The sequence below is a fragment of the Nesterenkonia halotolerans genome, from assembly GCF_014874065.1.
Classification (GTDB): Bacteria; Actinomycetota; Actinomycetes; order Actinomycetales; family Micrococcaceae; genus Nesterenkonia; species Nesterenkonia halotolerans.
On the sequence record NZ_JADBEE010000002.1, the window covers coordinates 670,810 to 686,093 of the forward strand.

Sequence of the window (15,284 nt, forward strand, 5' to 3'; positions counted from 1 at the left end):
CGACTTGCCTATGTTGTGGCTGTGACCGACGTCTATAAGGCTCTCGCTGACGAGACGCGGCGCGTACTGCTCGATGAGCTGCTCACGCGCGAGGAGCAGACGCTGTTCGAGCTGTGCACGAGGCTCGCGATGAATCACGATCTCACACCCTCCCGCCAGGCGATCTCCCAGCACCTGGACGTCCTCGAGGCGGCTGACCTCGTGCGCACCGAGCGCCGGGGCCGCTACAAACTCCACACGATCAACACGGCGCCACTTGCCGAGATCCCCCAGCGGTGGCCCCAGCGAAAGGCCGCATCATGAAACTGCAGACCATCAGCATCTTCGTCGATGACCAGCAGCATGCGCTTGACTTCTACACCCACACCCTCGGTTTCACCGTCACCGCGGATGTGCCGATCGGTGAGCACCGTTGGCTGACCGTCGTGGATCCCGACCGGCCTGACGCCACAGAGATCTCGCTCGAACCCAAGTCACACCCCGCCGCAGTGGCGTTCACCGCCGCGCTGGCGGCAGACGGCATCCCCATGTGCGTGCTCGGCGTCGAGAACGTGCAAGAGGTCCACGACCGGCTGAGCGCGCAGGGGGTCACCTTCACCCAACCGCCGACCGAGATGGGCCCCGTCACCATCGCCGTATTCGACGACACCTGCGGCAACTTCCTGCAGATCGCCCAGTACAACGGCTGAGAAAACGCGAGAGGGGACCCGGCGTCCCTAGACCTGTCGGGCCGGCGTCGTTCCAGACCCGGGGGTCAATCCAGCATCCGGTGTCTGGTCCTCCACGTCCTGCAGGGCGGCGCTCCAGCTGCCGTAGCTTTTGCGCAGGCTCGGTCCCGACGGCAGGTCGCTGCGACCCTCCTCCTGGCTGCGCCTCCGCCAGGCCAGATAGTTCTGGTAGCTCGTGCTGCCGCCCTTCCGCGCGGCGGCCCGGGCGAAGTCGCGGACCGCGGTGCGGTACTGCTCGGCGGTGAACCGGGCCCGGCCGAAACCTGAGGCCTGCGTCTTCGTGGAGGCGACCAGACCGGTTCGGACCAGTGCGCTGTTCCACGACCCCCCGGCGCGTTTCAGGATCGTCGTGGAACCCACCGGCCAGACGACTCGGCCTGCTGCGGAGCCGGTCTCGGCCAGGAACTCTCGACGCAGCGTGTCGTAGCGCTGCGCGGAGAGGGTCAGCGAAGAGTCCGCGTTCACCGCCTCCAGACCGGCTCGCACAACCTCCACCACGCGGGCCACGTGGTTTTCGGCGCCCTGGTGCGCCAGCAGCTTCGCCAGGGTCTCCGTCATCTCGGCCGGCAGCTCGGGGGCCTCGTTGCTCGGCACCCGGCCCGAGCCCACGGCGAAGAGCAGGCTTGCGGTGATGGCGCTCTCGGGGGCGGCTGGTGCAGCCATGATCTCTCACTCTCCGGTCGGGGAAGGGGCGGGGGGCGGCGGCTATATCGAGGGTCACTTCTCAGGGGGTCAGTGACCCGGCCAGAGCGGATTCCACCGCGGCCGGGTCTCCGCTGACCTGAAGGCCCGGAAGGCTTCGACGGCCCCAGAGCAGCAGAGCCAGCTCCTGAGCGGGCCCCGTGACCAGGCTGGACTCCGCGGTGCCGGTCTGACCGGGGATGACCCAGCGCCGTTCGGCATTCTCGGCGTGGAGCGCGAATCCCTGCATGGGCGGCTCGGCGCGGCCCAGCCGGAGCTGGCGCGGGTGCATCACCTGCACCACCTCGTCCACACAGTCGGCCCAGGTCGCAGCAGACACCGGCGGCGGCTGTACCCCCGCCGCCTGGCCGAGGTCCCACAGGTGGATGAGCGTCTCATGGGCCTGACGACGGTGCCAGAACGACGCCGGCCCCTCCTCTTCGAAAGTCCGACACCGGTGATCCGGAGGCACCTCGCTGAACGCAGACCGAAGCGCCTCCGCGCAGGCGGCGTAGCGCCAGACCAGAGTCTCGGAGTCGGGGAGCTCAGCGGGCGTGGCGGGAGGATTCTGCTTCTCGCCGCGGACTCGACCGGCTGCCCAGAGGTGCACCGAACCCAGATGTTCCGCGAGTTCACGGACGGTCCAGTCCCCGCACCCCGGCACAGGCGCCGCAGGGTCGGTGGTGCCGAGAAGGCGCGCGAAGGCTTCCTGCAGCGCGCTCAGGCGAGCGCGATGGTCGGGCTCCTCGAAATCGTCCATGCGCGGAGTCTATAGGCTGGCCCGATGGTCGAATTGGATGCGCTCAGCTGGGTGCTGCTCGGGCTGGGTGCCCTGGTGGTGGGCCTGTCCAAGACTGCGCTGCCCGGAGGCGGCACCCTCGCCGTCGTCCTCTTCGCCATGGCGCTGCCGGCCAGGGAGTCCACGGCCGCGCTGCTGGTGCTGCTGCTGGTCGGAGACCTGTTCGCCGTCTGGATGTACCGGCGCACCGTGGACTGGGCGATCCTGCGTCGCCTGATCTGGCCGGTGCTCCTAGGCGTCGCCGTCGGCACGGTCTTTCTCGGTCTGGCCTCGGACGGAGCGGTGCGGCGGGTGATCGGCGCGATCCTGCTGGGACTGCTCCTGCTCACGCTGCTGCGCCGACGCGGGCAGTCCAAGGCCCATGCTCCGGCAACGGGCGAGGCAAGCGGCCCGGCGAAGCCTGGGCGGATCGCGGGTTATGGCTACGGCTGGCTCGGCGGGTTCACCACGATGGTGGCCAACGCCGGCGGCCCCGTGATGAGCATGTACATGCTGGCGATGCGACTGGAGGTGAAGACCTTCCTCGGCACGGCCGCCTACTTCTTCTTCGTGGTGAACCTGGTGAAGGTCCCCTTCCAGGTCGGCCTCGGTCTGCTGGATTGGGACACGCTGAGGATCGTCGGGGTGCTGGTGCCGCTGGTGGTGCTGGCGGCCTTCATCGGGCGGTGGGTGGCCGAGCGCATCTCGCAGACGCTCTTTGAACGCCTGGTCCTGGTGCTCACAGCCATCGGTGCGGTGAACCTGCTGCTCTGACGCGGGGCCAGCCGAACCGGGGTGAGGCATAGGATCGGAGCCATGACTTCTCTCACCGGCACCGACATCTTTGAACTCTGCCTGGGTGGAAACACCTTCGGCTGGACCAGCGACCGGGACGCCTCCTTCCAGGTGCTCGACTCCTTCACCGCCGCGGGCGGGAACTTCATCGACACCGCCGACAGCTATTCGGCCTGGGTGGAGGGCAACAGCGGGGGAGAGTCTGAGACCATCATCGGGCAGTGGCTGGCGGCCCGGGGCGGGCGGGACGACGTCGTCCTGGCCACCAAGGTCAGTCAGCATCCGGAGTTCAAGGGACTGTCGGGGTCAAACGTGAAGGCCGCCGCCGAGGCGTCGCTGCGCCGTCTGGGCACCGACCACATCGACCTCTACTACGCGCACTTCGACGACGCGGACACCCCGCTCGAGGAGACCGTCGGCGCCTTCGAGGAGCTCGTCGCGGCCGGCACGATCCGCGCCGTCGGAATCTCGAACTACAGCGCCGCGCGTGTACGTGAATGGTTCGAGATCGCGCGGCGGGAAGGCTTCACGCTGCCCGTGGCGCTGCAGCCGCACTACAACCTCGTGAACCGCAGTGACTACGAGTCTGAGCTGGACGCGGTGGCTCGCACCGAAGACCTGGCCGTGGTGCCGTACTTCTCACTGGCAGCGGGCTTCCTGACCGGGAAGTACCGCACCCGAGAGGACCTGGAAGGTGCTGCCCGGGCAGGCATGGCGGGCAAGTACGTCTCTGCTGAAGGCATCGCCGTGCTGGAGACCCTGGACGAGATCGCCCACCGCCACGATGTTGCGATCCCCACCGTGGCGCTGGCCTGGCTGCGTTCCCGGGATCAGATCGCAGCGCCCATCGCCAGTGCGCGCACGCCCGAGCAGCTCACGGCCCTGCTGGCCGGCGCCCGGCTCGAGCTCTCAGCGGAGGACGCGGAGCAGCTCAGCAGAGTCTCCGCCGGCTTCTAGTCCTCTCCGACGTTCACCGGGGTCTTGTCGCTGACCTCGTGCGTCGCATACAGGGCCGCGGCGACGACGTCATGGACGTCCCCGGCATTGACATAGGCCTCGCGCTGGTGCTGCGCGCCGTTGCCGGTGCGCAGGATCTCGGCGACCATGCCGGTGACCTGCTCGAGCTCGCCGTACTCGACGAGCACCGGGGTCACCATCTCCAGCAGCTCGGAGACCACCTCCGCGGCCGGCCCGGGAAACCCGGTGTGGGGGCTCACCAGAGCTCTCCCCAGACCGCAGCGGCTGGCCCGCCACGTCCAGGCGCGGAGCACGGCCGTCTCCACCTGCAGCGGCGGGGCACCGGCACTCCATTGGCGTGCTGCGGTCTCGACCAGCGCGCGGATCAGCGCGGCGAGCACCGCTGCGTGGGTCGCGTAGAGGCAGACGTCGGTGACGCGGATCTCCAGTGTGGAGTGGGGATCGCAGAGCCGGGCGTCGGAGTAGAGCATCCCTTCATCCAGCGGCACCCCGGATCTCAACAGCGACTCTCGCTGGCGGTCATAGCTCTCGATGCTGCCGAAGGCGTCCGGAGGGCCTGTGTTGGGCCACCTGCTCCAGAGCTGGTTGCGGTAGCTGTGGAAGGCGGTGTCGCTGCCGTTCCAGAAGGGGGAGTTGCTGCTCAGGGCGAGCAGTGTGGGCAGCCAGACGCGAATGCGGTCCAGCACCGCCACCGCTTCCGCGCGTGATGCCACATCCACATGGACGTGCATCCCACCGGTGAGCTGCTGGACGGCGGTGATCCCCGTCCACTCTGCGATCCGTTGGAAGCGCGGGTTCGGGACCAGGTGAGGTGTCACGGCGCCCGGTGTCGTAGCGAGCGCCACTGCGCGCGCACCGAAGGCCGAAGCCGCGTCATCGGCCCAGCTCCGTCCCACCCGGAGGCACTCGAGCTGATCATCCAAGGTGAGCTGGGGAGGGTAGACGATCTCGAGCTGCTCCTGCTGGAACTCGGCCGTCATCTCATGGCCGGTCTCGGGTCGCGGACCGTGACGCTGCGCCACCTTCCAGCCCCACGGCACTGGTTCCAGCTCGGAGGCATCCACCAGCAGCAGTTCTTCTTCAACGCCAAACATCCGCACGGGCCGTTCCTTCACCCTTGAAAGTGGTTCGATGCGCTGACTGTACTCCGGATCCCTGAGACGCAGAAGGGTCAGCCGCGGAAACTGTCCGGGTGCCCGCCGCGGCGTCCTTCCTCACCCTTGTCGAGGCTGGCGATGCCGGTCATATCCTGCGGGCTGAGCTCGAAGCTGTAGATCTCACGGTTGCTCGCAATCCGCTCCGGGGTGTTGCTCTTCGGGATGGCCACCACCCCGCGCTGCAGGTGCCAGCGCAGCATCACCTGTGCCGGGGTGACGCCGAGGCGCTGGGCGATCTCCGTCAGGATCGGTTCCCCGAACTGATCCGTGCGCGCCAGCGGGCTCCACGCCTGGACCGCGATCCCGTGATCCTGGCAGTACTGGAGGACCTCGTCATTGGGGAAGTAGGGGTGCATCTCGATCTGGTTGACCGCCGGCGCCACCCCGGTGGCGTCGATCAGGCGCTGCAGGTGCTCGGGCTGGAAGTTCGAGACGCCGACGGCGCGGGCCCGGCCCGACTCGGCCAGTTCCAGCATGGCCTTCCAGGTGTCCACGTAGTCGATCTCCAGCATGGGCATCGGCCAGTGGATCAGGAACAGATCGACGTAGTCGAAGCCGAGGCGCTCCAGCGAGGCCGCGAAGGTCTCCTGCACGGCCGCGGGGGCATGGTGGCCATTGTTGAGCTTGGTGGTCACGAAGACCTCTTCGCGGGGGACCTCCGAGAGCCTGACCGCTTCCCCGACCTCGGCCTCATTGCCGTACATCTGTGCGGTGTCCAGGAGCCGGTAGCCGGCCTGAAGGGCGTGCACCACGGCCTCGGTGCTGGTCTTGCCGGTGCCGAAACCGATCTCGGGCATCTGCGTTCCTGAGTTGAGCTGGATCATGCCGCGATCCTACGCGGATCGCCGAGCTGTGGAATAGATGATGCTCTTCTGGAGGTTGCCAGAAGTATGCGTGCAATGACTTATTCAGAATATGGCGAACCGAACACCCTTGAACTGAGCGAGCTTGATCTGCCGAAGGTGGGCCCCGGGGCCGTGCTGATCAAGATCGAGCGCGCCTCCGTGAACCCGGTGGACTGGAAGGTCATGTCCGGTGGCCTCGACGGGCTCATGGACGTGGTCTTCCCCGCCATCCCCGGCTGGGACGTCTCCGGCGTGATCGAGCAGCTCGGTCCAGATGTGCCGGAGTTCTCCGTGGGTGACCGTGTGGCCTCCTACGCCCGCAAGGAATTCATCCATGGCGGCACCTACGCCGAGTATGTCGCCGTGCCGGCGGATTCGGTGGCCAAGATCCCCGATGGCGTGGACTTCGATTCCGCCGCGGGCCTGCCGCTGGCCGGGCTGACCGCCCTGCGCGCGCTGGAGACCCTCGAGGTCACCTCGGCGGACACGCTGCTGATCCACGCTGCCTCCGGCGGCGTGGGCCACCTCGCGGCTCAGCTGGCCGTGGAGCGCGGGGCCACGGTCCTGGGCACCGCCTCAGAGAAGAACCACGCGAAGCTCCGCGAACTGGGCGTGACCCCGCTGACCTACGGCGAGGGCCTCACCGACCGGGTGCGCGAGGCGGCCCCGAACGGCGTCACCGCAGTGGCCGACTTCGTCGGCGGCGTCCTTGAGGACACGCTGGCAGTCCTCGACGACGGCGGCCGGCACGTCTCGGTCGCCGATCCCTCCGTGCTGGAGCACGGCGGCCAGTGGCTCTGGGTCCGCCCCGACGGGCCACGACTGCGGACCCTGCTCGAGAAGGTCGCGGCCGACACCCTCCGCGTGGACGTGGATCGCGTCTTCCCGCTCGAGGAGTCCGCCGCGGCGATGGAGGCCAACCAGTCCGGCTCCAATGGCAAGATACTCATCGACACCACCCGCTGAGCATGAACATCCGGTGGACCACCTTGTGTGAACTACCGCTGAGACGCCAGCAGTACTAGCCTGACCACGTGAGGTCTCATCCCAGGGGGAGAGGACCAACCGGTTCTTCTGTGAGGCCAGCCATGGTCGCCAACCACAGAGAAGAGTTGCGATGAACGACATCCACATCCCAGGAGCACCCCAGGCCGAACCGCCGGCCGCAGAGCAGCCGGTGAAGCCCCGTGGACCGCTGCCTCCGAAGCAGGATCAGCGTGCTGCAGCGCCGGTCAGCCCGACCGGCGCCGAGGTGCCCGGCAGCGACGCGGGCCGGGCCCAGCAGGGCGAGTACCTGACCACCGCCCAGGGTGCCCGAGTCCGCGACACCGACCACTCGCTGAAGGCCGGCAGCCGAGGCCCGGTCCTGCTGCAGGACCACCACCTGCGCGAGAAGATCATGCATTTCGACCATGAGCGCATCCCGGAGCGCGTGGTCCACGCTCGTGGTGCCGCGGCGCACGGAATCTTCGAGTCCTACGGCACCGCTGGCCACCTCACCCAGGCGAAGTTCCTGGCAGAGAAGACCACCACCAAGGTGTTCACCCGGTTCTCCACGGTGCTGGGCAGCCGCGGCTCCGCGGACACGGTCCGCGACACCCGTGGCTTCTCCACCAAGTTCTACACCGAAGAGGGCAACTACGACCTCGTCGGCAACAACATCCCGGTGTTCTTCATCCAGGACGCGATCAAGTTCCCCGACATCATCCACGCGGGCAAGCCGCATCCGGACCGGGAGATCCCGCAGGCCCAGAGCGCCCACGACACCTTCTGGGACTTCGTCTCGCTGCACACCGAAGCGCAGCATCACACCATTTGGAACATGTCCGACCGCGGCATCCCGCGCTCGCTGCGCATGATGGAAGGCTTCGGGGTCCACACCTTCCGGCTGGTCAACGCCGAGGGTGGGTCCTCGCTGGTGAAGTTCCACTGGAAGCCCAAGCTCGGCGTGCACTCCATCACCTGGGAAGAGGCGCTGATGACCAACGGCGTGGACCCGGACTTCCACCGCCGGGACCTCGCCGACGCCATCGAGGCCGGAGCGTTCCCGGAATGGGAGCTCGGCGTGCAGGTCTTCCCGGACAGCGAAGATCAGATGTTCCATGGCATCGACCTGCTCGACCCCACCAAGTTCGTGCCCGAGGAGCTCGCCGAGGTGCAGATGCTCGGCAAGATGACCCTGAACGCCAATCCGCAGAACTACTTCGCGGAGACCGAGCAGGTGGCCTTTCACCCCGGCCACCTGGTTCCCGGCATCGAGGTCACCAACGATCCGCTGCTGCAGGGCCGGCTCTTCTCCTACCTGGACACGCAGATCACCCGTCTGGGGGGCCCGAACTTCGCCCAGATCCCGATCAACCGGCCGCACGCACCGGTCAACGACATGCTCCGCGACGGCTACCACCAGACCGCGGACCATGCCGGCGTCGCCCCGTACCACCCGAACTCCTTCGACGGGGGCAACCCGTACCCGGTCAAGGACATCGAGGAGTCCGCAAGTGCGCCCAGCGCGCTGATCGACTTCCCGGAGCCGGTGTCCGAGAGCGTGAAGATCCGCGAGAGCCCGCAGAGCTTCGATGACCACTACACCCAGGTCACGATGTTCTACCGCAGCCTCACGCGCACCGAGCAGCTGCACGTGATCCAGGCGTACACCTTCGAGCTCGGCAAGTGCTACGAGCCGGTGATCAAGGAGCGCCAGCTGCAGCAGCTCACGCACATCGATGCAGACCTCGCGGCGGGCGTGGCCGAGGGTCTCGGGCTTCCCGTGCCGGAGCCGCTGCAGGCGCCGGTCGAGCCCGAGGTGCTCAGCCCCGTGCTCTCCCAGCTGGGCCAGACCTGGCCCATCGAGGGTCGGCTGGTCGGCGTCGTCGTCGATGAGTCCACCGACGTCGCAGCGGTCCAGAAGGTCCGCAAGGCCATCGACGGGCAGGACATGGTGCCGCTGGTGGTCGCCCCCACCGGTGCGCCGCTCTCCGACGGCACGCCGCCGCAGCGCACGTACCTGACCGCACGCTCGATCGAGTTCGACGCGATCGTGTTCCTCACCGCCTCTGCTGCCGGCGCCGCCGGGGACTCGCCCGACGGCGATCACAAGCTCGGCGATCCGACCGGGGATCCGCAGGTCGATCCACGGCTGACGCTGATGGCGGCTGAGGCCTACCGGCACGGCAAGGCAGTGGTCTTCACCGATGGCTCCCCGCTGCTGAGCGCGAGCGGCGTCTCCACCAGTGCGCCGGGCGTGCTCGTCGGCACACCGGAGAAGCTCACGGATGAGCTGTTCACGCTCATGGGCGCGCACCGCGCCTGGGAGCGCTTCGCCGCCTGATCCGCGCGGTGTGATCCGCGCTGGTTGACGCGCATCGGCCCCTTCACGAGACGCCTCGGCGTCTTGCGGAGGGGCCGATGCGCGTGGCCATGACAACGCCCAGTTCAGGCCGCAGCGCAGTATCCTGCTCAGATGAGAACCCTCGAGCTTCCCGCCGCCGGACTGACCGCCTCCCAGCTGGTGCTGGGGCTCATGCGGATCAATGACAAGACCGATGCCCAGATCCGTGAGCTCTACACCCGCGCCCGCGAGGCAGGTGTGGACCTGCTCGATCATGCCGACATCTACGGGGACGGCCCGCACCACTGCGAACGCCGCTTCGCCGAGGCCGTGCAGCTCTCCAGCGCTGAGCGGGAGCAGGTGATGATCCAGTCCAAGGTCGGCATCATCAAGGACGGCCCCAGCTACGACTTCTCCTACGAGCACATCATGACCGAGGTGGAGGGCTCCCTGCAGGCGCTGCAGACCGACTACCTCGACATTCTGCTGCTGCACCGGCCTGATCCACTGGTCGAGCCCGAAGAGGTCGCCCGCGCGTTCGAGGAGCTCCATGCCGCCGGCAAGGTGCGTCACTTCGGCGTCTCGAACCATACGGTGGGGCAGATCGAGCTGCTCCGCACCGCCGTGCAGCAGCCGCTGGTGGCGAATCAGGTGCAGCTCTCCGTGGTGCACGCCCCGATCCTCACCGAGGGGATGCAGGCCAACACGCTGGCCCAGACCGAGCAGAGCACCCCCGCCGGGTCCGACATCGTGGAGTACTGCCGACGCAACGGCATCACCCTTCAGGCCTGGTCCCCGTATCAGTCACCCCACGGGGTCTTCATCGACAACCCTGCGTACCCCGAGCTCAACACCACGCTCGCCCGGCTGGCGGAGAAATACTCCGTGACGCCCACGGGCATCGCCACCGCGTGGCTGACCCGTCACCCGGCAGGCATCCAGGTCGTGCTCGGCACCACGCAGGGCGGCCGGGTCGAGGAGGCCGCGGCCGGGGCCGAGCTCAGACTGACCCGTGCTGAGTGGTACGAGCTCCTCCGCGCGGCCGGGCACAAGCTGCCCTGACCCTCGGGTGACCTGCTCAGGCGCGGTAGCGCTCCGGGCGGTGGTTCAGCGCCAGGACCAGGTTCAGCAGCACCGCTCCCAGGGCGGAGTACAGCACGTTCAGCGGGGGGACGACGGTCAGGGCGAGCAGGATGACGACGACGTCGAGGCCCATCTGCACGTATCCGGCGCGCAGTCCGAGGCGCTCTTGCGCCACCAGAGCCACGATGTTGAACCCACCCAGGCTGGCGCCGTGGCGGAAGACGGCTAGCAGTCCCATGCCGACCAGGACGTTGCCGGCCGGCACGCCGTAGAGCGGGTTGAGTTCAGGCAGCGAGAGCATCGGGCCGTGCAGCAGCGCGTAGCCGGAGACGATGGCCACCGCGGCGACTGTCTTCAGCGTGAAGGTCCAGCCCTTCTTCCAGATCGCCAGGGCGAAGAACGGCAGGTTCACCAGCAGGAACAGCCAGGAGAAGTTCAACGGGGTGGCGTAGGTCAGCAGCAGCGCGAGTCCGGCGGTGCCTCCGGTCACGGCCTCGGACTGCTGGAGCACGTAGAGCCCCAGCGAGGCGAGAAACGTGCCGATCAGCACCCCGAAGACATCTTCCGCCGGAGAATGCGGGATGGTGGTGTCCTCGGGCCATGGGGGGATGTTCTTGGATCCGGACATGAGCGTCAGCTTATAGCCGCGCCATCCCGCGGCCTTCCGGTCCACCGTGAGAAGTGATCACTCTCACGCCGCGCCGAACTGGACCTGGAGGCACCGACATGCTGGACGCACCGGCACTTCTCCGGCGTAAGCTGAAGCTTCCAGACTTCGAATCGAGGACAGCGCCATGGCTCCTATGACTCCTGCCCACGCGGCTCAGTTCGGTGAGAACGGCGCCGAAGACCTCGCCTATGACCCCGAGCACTGCGGACGCGTGGTCTGCTCCCGGGATGTCATCCGGGCGATCCCTGCGGTGGTCTTCGAGTTCCTCGCCGATCCTGCCCTGCAGGTCGAGTTCGACGGCAATGACAATCTCTCGGCCGCCGAGCAGGGGCAGCGCGTCCATGGCGTCGGGGACATCTTCACCATGGCGCTGACCAACGGCAAGGTTCGGGAGAACCATGTGGTGGAGTTCCTGGAGGGAGAGCTCATTGCGTGGAAGCCCTCGACCATGGGCGAAGCCCCCGCCGGGCACCTGTGGCGCTGGGCGCTGGCAGCCACTGAGGATGGCGCCACCGAGGTCACCCACACCTATGACTGGTCCCAGCTCCATGATCAGGAGCGCATGGCGCGGGCGAAGTCCACGACCTCAGCGATGCTGGCTCGCTCCGTCGCGCGCCTGAAGGCTGTGGTGGAGGCCTCCGCCTAAGCTTGTGCTCCATGGAGAGCCAGACCACCACCGAATTCACCAAGACCGTCGTCGCGGCCGCTCTGCTGCGCCGTCGCCCGGGATGTCAGGTCGAGCTCTTCATCGCCCGCCGCACCTCCCCGGAGTCGGTGGCGGGGATGTGGGAGTTTCCGGGCGGCAAGCTCGAACCGGGGGAGACCCTGCATGAGGGTCTGCACCGTGAGCTTCTCGAGGAGCTGGGCGTCACGGTGGACCTCCATGAGGAGGTCAGTGCCGCTGGTCATCCCCAATTCCACCCGGAGGCAGGGTGGCGGCTGAAGGAGACGACGGCGATGCGGCTGTTCCGCGGGCAGGTGCTCGAGGGCGAGCCGTTCCCGCTGCAGGACCATGATCGCGTGGACTGGGTGCCGGTGACGGATCGTCTCCGGGACTACCCCTGGATTCCCGCCGATCGACCGATCGTGGAACAGATTCTCAAAGACACGACCGCCTGAGCGACGACCCTGAGCTATGAGCATGGGGGAGATGCGCGCAGAAGCAGTGAGGAGGGCCTCCGCGCGCATCGCGCTTCCCATCGCGCAAAGCTATTAGAACACCTATTCTACGCACCTGCAAGTGTCCAGACTTGTTTATCGAAGCTATGTTCTAGTCCTGATTCCTGTGAGAAAACTGTCAGAACGCAGGTTCGATGGGCTCGTGCTTCGCTGCCTGCCGCGAGTGACGCTCCGCTCTGGCACGCCGCGCCTGGTTCACCCGGGGAAGCGCCCGCAGCGCCAGGATCACGGCGCCGGGAAGGGTGGAGGCCAGCGCCAGCAGCCCGTAGCTGACCGACGCCGTGACTCCCAGATGGGGCGCGAGTCCGGCGAGGGAGAAGGCCCAGGCGGCCGCGGCCTCGCGGGGCCCCCAGCCGCCGAAGCCCAGCGGCACTGACATGCCGGCGATGGCAATGGCTGCCAGTCCCGGAGCCCATGCGAGCGGAACGCTGGGGGAGACGGCGCCGATGGTGAGCGTGAACAGCGCCGCGAAGGCGGCCCAGCCCACCGCTGAGAGCAGCACGACCTGGGTGAGCTCCCCGCGCGAGAGCGGCCTCAGCCACCGCCAAGCGATGGCGACCGCGAGCGCCGCGACACCGAGCGCGGCCACCCCGAAGAGCGGAGCCACGGCCAGCAGGGCCAGCCCGGCGGCGCCGAAGGCCACCGCGGTGCCGGTGAGTCGCTCGGCGGCCATCGAGGCGAAAGCTCGGCCCAGCGCGCTGCGGCCCGCTGCGACATCCGCGTCGCTGCTGTCATCGGCGGCGCGCAGCGCATCCCCGGCGAGACCACCGGGCAGCACGCCGTTGAGGAACGCAGCCTGCCAGCACCGTGCGACCGCGGGACCGAGACTCACGACGATGTCGTGGTGCCCGGCGATCACGCGCCACCGAAGGGCCTGGGTCAGCACCCCGAGGCCGCCCAGGACAGCGGCGGCGGGGAAGCTCCACCAGGGAAGCATCCGGAACGCGTCGATGAACGGCGTGATGCCCCAGGCGTTGGCGAGGATCGCGAAGATTCCGACGGTCACCGCCACCTGCAGCACGGCGAAGAAGGCCACGCGGCTCCGTGGTGCGCGGGTGGCGGCGGGGCTGCTCACGGTGTCATCCGATCGGTGCGGCAGAGCTCGGCTCAGCCGTCGGGGCGGGCTCACCTGAGGCGGCGGGAAGAGCAAGCAGATCCATATGTCCCACGCTGACCTGCAGCTCGCCGCGACGGAGCTGCTGTCTCCGGGTGGCCAGCCAGTTGGCGGCGATGTCCGAGAGGGTCGGGTCACTCTCGACCGCCACGTCGGCGCGGTCACTGAGGTAGCGGGTGATGAGCGCGGCGTCGTCCTCGCCCAGGGTCCAGTCAGTGGCGCTGAGGTGCACCTCAGCTCGGCGCTGGCGCAGCAGATCGGCCAGGATGCCCACGGCATCGGGGCCGAGGAGGTGATCGCGGCGCTGGTGGGCGTCGAAGGCGGCAGAGATGGTGGCGTCGTGCTCATGAGCGGGGTGGATCTCCACCGCTCCGGTGACGCTGAGGCTCAACAGGGCGGTCACACGGGCGCTCGCCTGCGGGCCGGCGATCACATCTGCGAGCGTCTCCGCCTCGGCCAGCGTGAGCAGGTCCAGCAGCGCCGAGCAGGTCACCAGTCGGACTTCCTGGCCCTCCGTCAGGCCGGGGAGATCCTCGAGGGTGCCGAGCACGCGGGTGGTCTCTTCCACCTCGGAGTCCGCAGGTGCCTGGGAGGCCACATCGAGCAGCTCTGCGTCGTGGTCCAACAGCGTCCAGCGCTGGGGCACGGCGAGGCGCGGCGCCAACCAGGCCTGGTTCGATCCGGTGCCGGCACCCACATCGATCACGCTGACGGCATCGTCGTCGTGCTCAGCGAGGAGATCGCGGAGCCGCCGTGTCAGGTCCTCGAGCAGCCCAGAGGCCTTCTCGCGTGCCACGTGGTCGGCGCGCCGGCGCTGTTCCAGCCAGTCGGCGGGCACCGGTCGTGTCACCAATGGATCGCCGTCTTGAGATCCTGCGCTGCGTCTGACCATGCTCGCATTCTAGCCCGGTGCGCCTGCGCGGCGGACTTCCAGCGCTGCCGCAGTGCGTCATCTTCGAGCCAGTGGCGCAGGGTACGCGCCCAGGTCGCGGCGTCATCGGGGTCCAGCGCGGGCCCCGGCGGTGCCAGTTCGGCGCGGTCTCCGGTGCCGGCTCCGTGCAGGGCCTCCTCGGCTCCGGTGCCGGCGCCGACCACCGCGGGGATGCCGCGGGCGAGCGCCTCGGTCACCACCATTCCGTAGGTCTCGGCGACCGAGGGCAGGACCAGCAGGTCGGTGCTGTGCCAGAGCGTGCTCAGGTCCTGGCCCGCGACAGCCCCGGGGAAGGAGACGCGCCCCTCGGGGAGCTCGGCGGTGGCCCGGCGCAGCTGCTCGGCGTACCCCGGATCCTGCCCGTCCGGACCGGCGATGACGGCGTCCCAGGTGAGGTCCTGCAACTCGGTCAGCGCCTGGAGGAGCAGCAGGGCGTTCTTGCGTGGAGTGAGAGCTCCCAGCAGGAGCAGACGTGGCGGTGTGCTGCCCTCCGCCAGGTCGGCTGTGTCGACTCCTGGTTCTGCGACGGCGACCCCGCCGAGCTGGTACCGGGCTGCCAGGTCATCCCTTGCCCAGGCGCTGGTGGCGACGACGGTGTCCGCAGCCGCCAGGGCGGCATGCTCGTTGGCCGCCAGACGTTCACGCTGTGCCGGGCTGAGGCCGGATTCCGCGGGCAGCGGCAGGTGCACCAGCACCGAGATCTCCGTGCCCGCCGCGGCAGCCTGCGCGAGCTCGGTCGGTGCCGCGGAGGCGATGATTCCGTCGATGAGGACCCGCGGGTGCTGCCGCAGCGTCTCGCCCAGCGCCCGGCGGTCCTCCTCACGGGGATGCGGCCAGCTGCCCGGCACGGCGACCTCGGTGACTGCGAGCCCTGCGGCGCGCCAGGCTGCCAGGACCCGCGTGTTGTAGGTGATGCCACCACTGGGGCCGGGCAGATCGCGGGGAACGAGCATCGCGCGCGGGCTCTGCGTTGCACCCGGTGCGGGGTCTGAGCTCGGGGCTGAGCCCACCGGGCCA

Annotated in this window: 17 protein-coding genes; 9 read left to right on the top strand and 8 right to left on the bottom strand. The window is 68.5% G+C overall.

Annotation, left to right across the window (positions count from 1 at the left end):
• The first annotated feature begins 21 nt into the window (after window positions 1–21).
• On the top strand, window positions 22–303 hold the full coding sequence (locus tag H4W26_RS13300; protein WP_192592671.1) for an ArsR/SmtB family transcription factor: 282 nt from the start codon (window positions 22–24) through the stop codon (window positions 301–303).
• On the top strand, window positions 300–689 hold the full coding sequence (locus H4W26_RS13305; RefSeq protein ID WP_192592672.1) for a VOC family protein: 390 nt from the start codon (window positions 300–302) through the stop codon (window positions 687–689). The genes H4W26_RS13300 and H4W26_RS13305 overlap by 4 nt, the downstream gene beginning before the upstream one ends.
• Before the next feature lie 27 nt (window positions 690–716).
• On the opposite strand, the gene H4W26_RS13310 is transcribed toward H4W26_RS13305, so the two are convergent.
• Window positions 717–1,391 (bottom strand): hypothetical protein, encoded by a 675-nt coding sequence (locus tag H4W26_RS13310; protein ID WP_192592673.1) that lies wholly within the window; start codon window positions 1,389–1,391, stop codon window positions 717–719.
• A gap of 61 nt (window positions 1,392–1,452) precedes the next feature.
• Window positions 1,453–2,169: a maleylpyruvate isomerase family mycothiol-dependent enzyme gene (locus H4W26_RS13315; protein WP_192592674.1), complete on the bottom strand. Its 717-nt coding sequence runs from the start codon at window positions 2,167–2,169 to the stop codon at window positions 1,453–1,455.
• A gap of 24 nt (window positions 2,170–2,193) precedes the next feature.
• Between H4W26_RS13315 and H4W26_RS13320 the strand changes: the two genes are divergently transcribed.
• Together H4W26_RS13320 and H4W26_RS13325 are read left to right on the top strand one after the other, a co-directional pair.
• Entirely contained in the window at window positions 2,194–2,961 is a 768-nt protein-coding gene (locus tag H4W26_RS13320) for a sulfite exporter TauE/SafE family protein (protein WP_192592675.1), read from the top strand.
• Between the two features lie 42 nt (window positions 2,962–3,003).
• Window positions 3,004–3,939, top strand: coding sequence for an aldo/keto reductase (locus H4W26_RS13325; protein ID WP_192592676.1), 936 nt, complete (start codon window positions 3,004–3,006; stop codon window positions 3,937–3,939).
• Here H4W26_RS13325 and H4W26_RS13330 read toward each other — a convergent pair.
• Both H4W26_RS13330 and H4W26_RS13335 read right to left on the bottom strand, forming a co-directional pair.
• The gene (locus H4W26_RS13330; protein WP_225940147.1) at window positions 3,936–5,054 is read right to left on the bottom strand and encodes a glutamate--cysteine ligase; all 1,119 of its coding nucleotides are present in this window, start codon (window positions 5,052–5,054) and stop codon (window positions 3,936–3,938) included. The genes H4W26_RS13325 and H4W26_RS13330 overlap by 4 nt on opposite strands.
• Window positions 5,055–5,131: 77 nt before the next feature.
• Entirely contained in the window at window positions 5,132–5,941 is an 810-nt protein-coding gene (locus tag H4W26_RS13335; protein ID WP_192592678.1) for an aldo/keto reductase, read from the bottom strand.
• Window positions 5,942–6,016: 75 nt separating this feature from the next.
• On the opposite strand from H4W26_RS13335, the gene H4W26_RS13340 reads away from it, so the two are divergent.
• The 3 genes from H4W26_RS13340 to H4W26_RS13350 all read left to right on the top strand — a co-directional run bounded on the left by H4W26_RS13340 (window position 6,017) and on the right by H4W26_RS13350 (window position 10,352).
• Entirely contained in the window at window positions 6,017–6,928 is a 912-nt protein-coding gene (locus tag H4W26_RS13340) for an NADP-dependent oxidoreductase (protein ID WP_318779890.1), read from the top strand.
• Window positions 6,929–7,079: 151 nt separating this feature from the next.
• Window positions 7,080–9,290 carry a catalase gene (locus H4W26_RS13345; RefSeq protein ID WP_192592680.1) on the top strand — a complete coding sequence of 737 codons (2,211 nt, stop codon included), beginning with the start codon at window positions 7,080–7,082 and terminating at the stop codon, window positions 9,288–9,290.
• Between the two features lie 132 nt (window positions 9,291–9,422).
• On the top strand, window positions 9,423–10,352 hold the full coding sequence (locus H4W26_RS13350; protein ID WP_192592681.1) for an aldo/keto reductase: 930 nt from the start codon (window positions 9,423–9,425) through the stop codon (window positions 10,350–10,352).
• Between the two features lie 16 nt (window positions 10,353–10,368).
• On the opposite strand, the gene H4W26_RS13355 is transcribed toward H4W26_RS13350, so the two are convergent.
• On the bottom strand, window positions 10,369–11,001 hold the full coding sequence (locus H4W26_RS13355; RefSeq protein ID WP_192592682.1) for a YitT family protein: 633 nt from the start codon (window positions 10,999–11,001) through the stop codon (window positions 10,369–10,371).
• 166 nt (window positions 11,002–11,167) lie between these two features.
• Here H4W26_RS13355 and H4W26_RS13360 point away from each other — a divergent pair, with 166 nt between their 5' ends.
• Together H4W26_RS13360 and H4W26_RS13365 are read left to right on the top strand one after the other, a co-directional pair.
• Window positions 11,168–11,689, top strand: coding sequence for an SRPBCC family protein (locus tag H4W26_RS13360; RefSeq protein ID WP_225940034.1), 522 nt, complete (start codon window positions 11,168–11,170; stop codon window positions 11,687–11,689).
• An 11-nt stretch (window positions 11,690–11,700) separates the two neighbouring features.
• Window positions 11,701–12,162, top strand: a complete 462-nt coding sequence (locus H4W26_RS13365) for a (deoxy)nucleoside triphosphate pyrophosphohydrolase (protein ID WP_192592683.1) — start codon at window positions 11,701–11,703, stop codon at window positions 12,160–12,162.
• Between the two features lie 178 nt (window positions 12,163–12,340).
• On the opposite strand, the gene H4W26_RS13370 is transcribed toward H4W26_RS13365, so the two are convergent.
• Genes H4W26_RS13370 through H4W26_RS13380 form a run of 3 tightly spaced genes read right to left on the bottom strand, consistent with a single transcriptional unit; the run spans window position 12,341 to window position 15,220 of the window.
• On the bottom strand, window positions 12,341–13,297 hold the full coding sequence (locus H4W26_RS13370) for a lysylphosphatidylglycerol synthase transmembrane domain-containing protein (RefSeq protein WP_192592684.1): 957 nt from the start codon (window positions 13,295–13,297) through the stop codon (window positions 12,341–12,343).
• A gap of 4 nt (window positions 13,298–13,301) precedes the next feature.
• Window positions 13,302–14,228, bottom strand: coding sequence for a methyltransferase domain-containing protein (locus tag H4W26_RS13375; protein WP_192592685.1), 927 nt, complete (start codon window positions 14,226–14,228; stop codon window positions 13,302–13,304).
• Entirely contained in the window at window positions 14,183–15,220 is a 1,038-nt protein-coding gene (locus tag H4W26_RS13380) for a glycosyltransferase family 4 protein (RefSeq protein ID WP_192592686.1), read from the bottom strand. Before H4W26_RS13380 ends, H4W26_RS13375 begins: the two co-directional genes overlap by 46 nt.
• Window positions 15,221–15,284 lie beyond the last annotated feature (64 nt).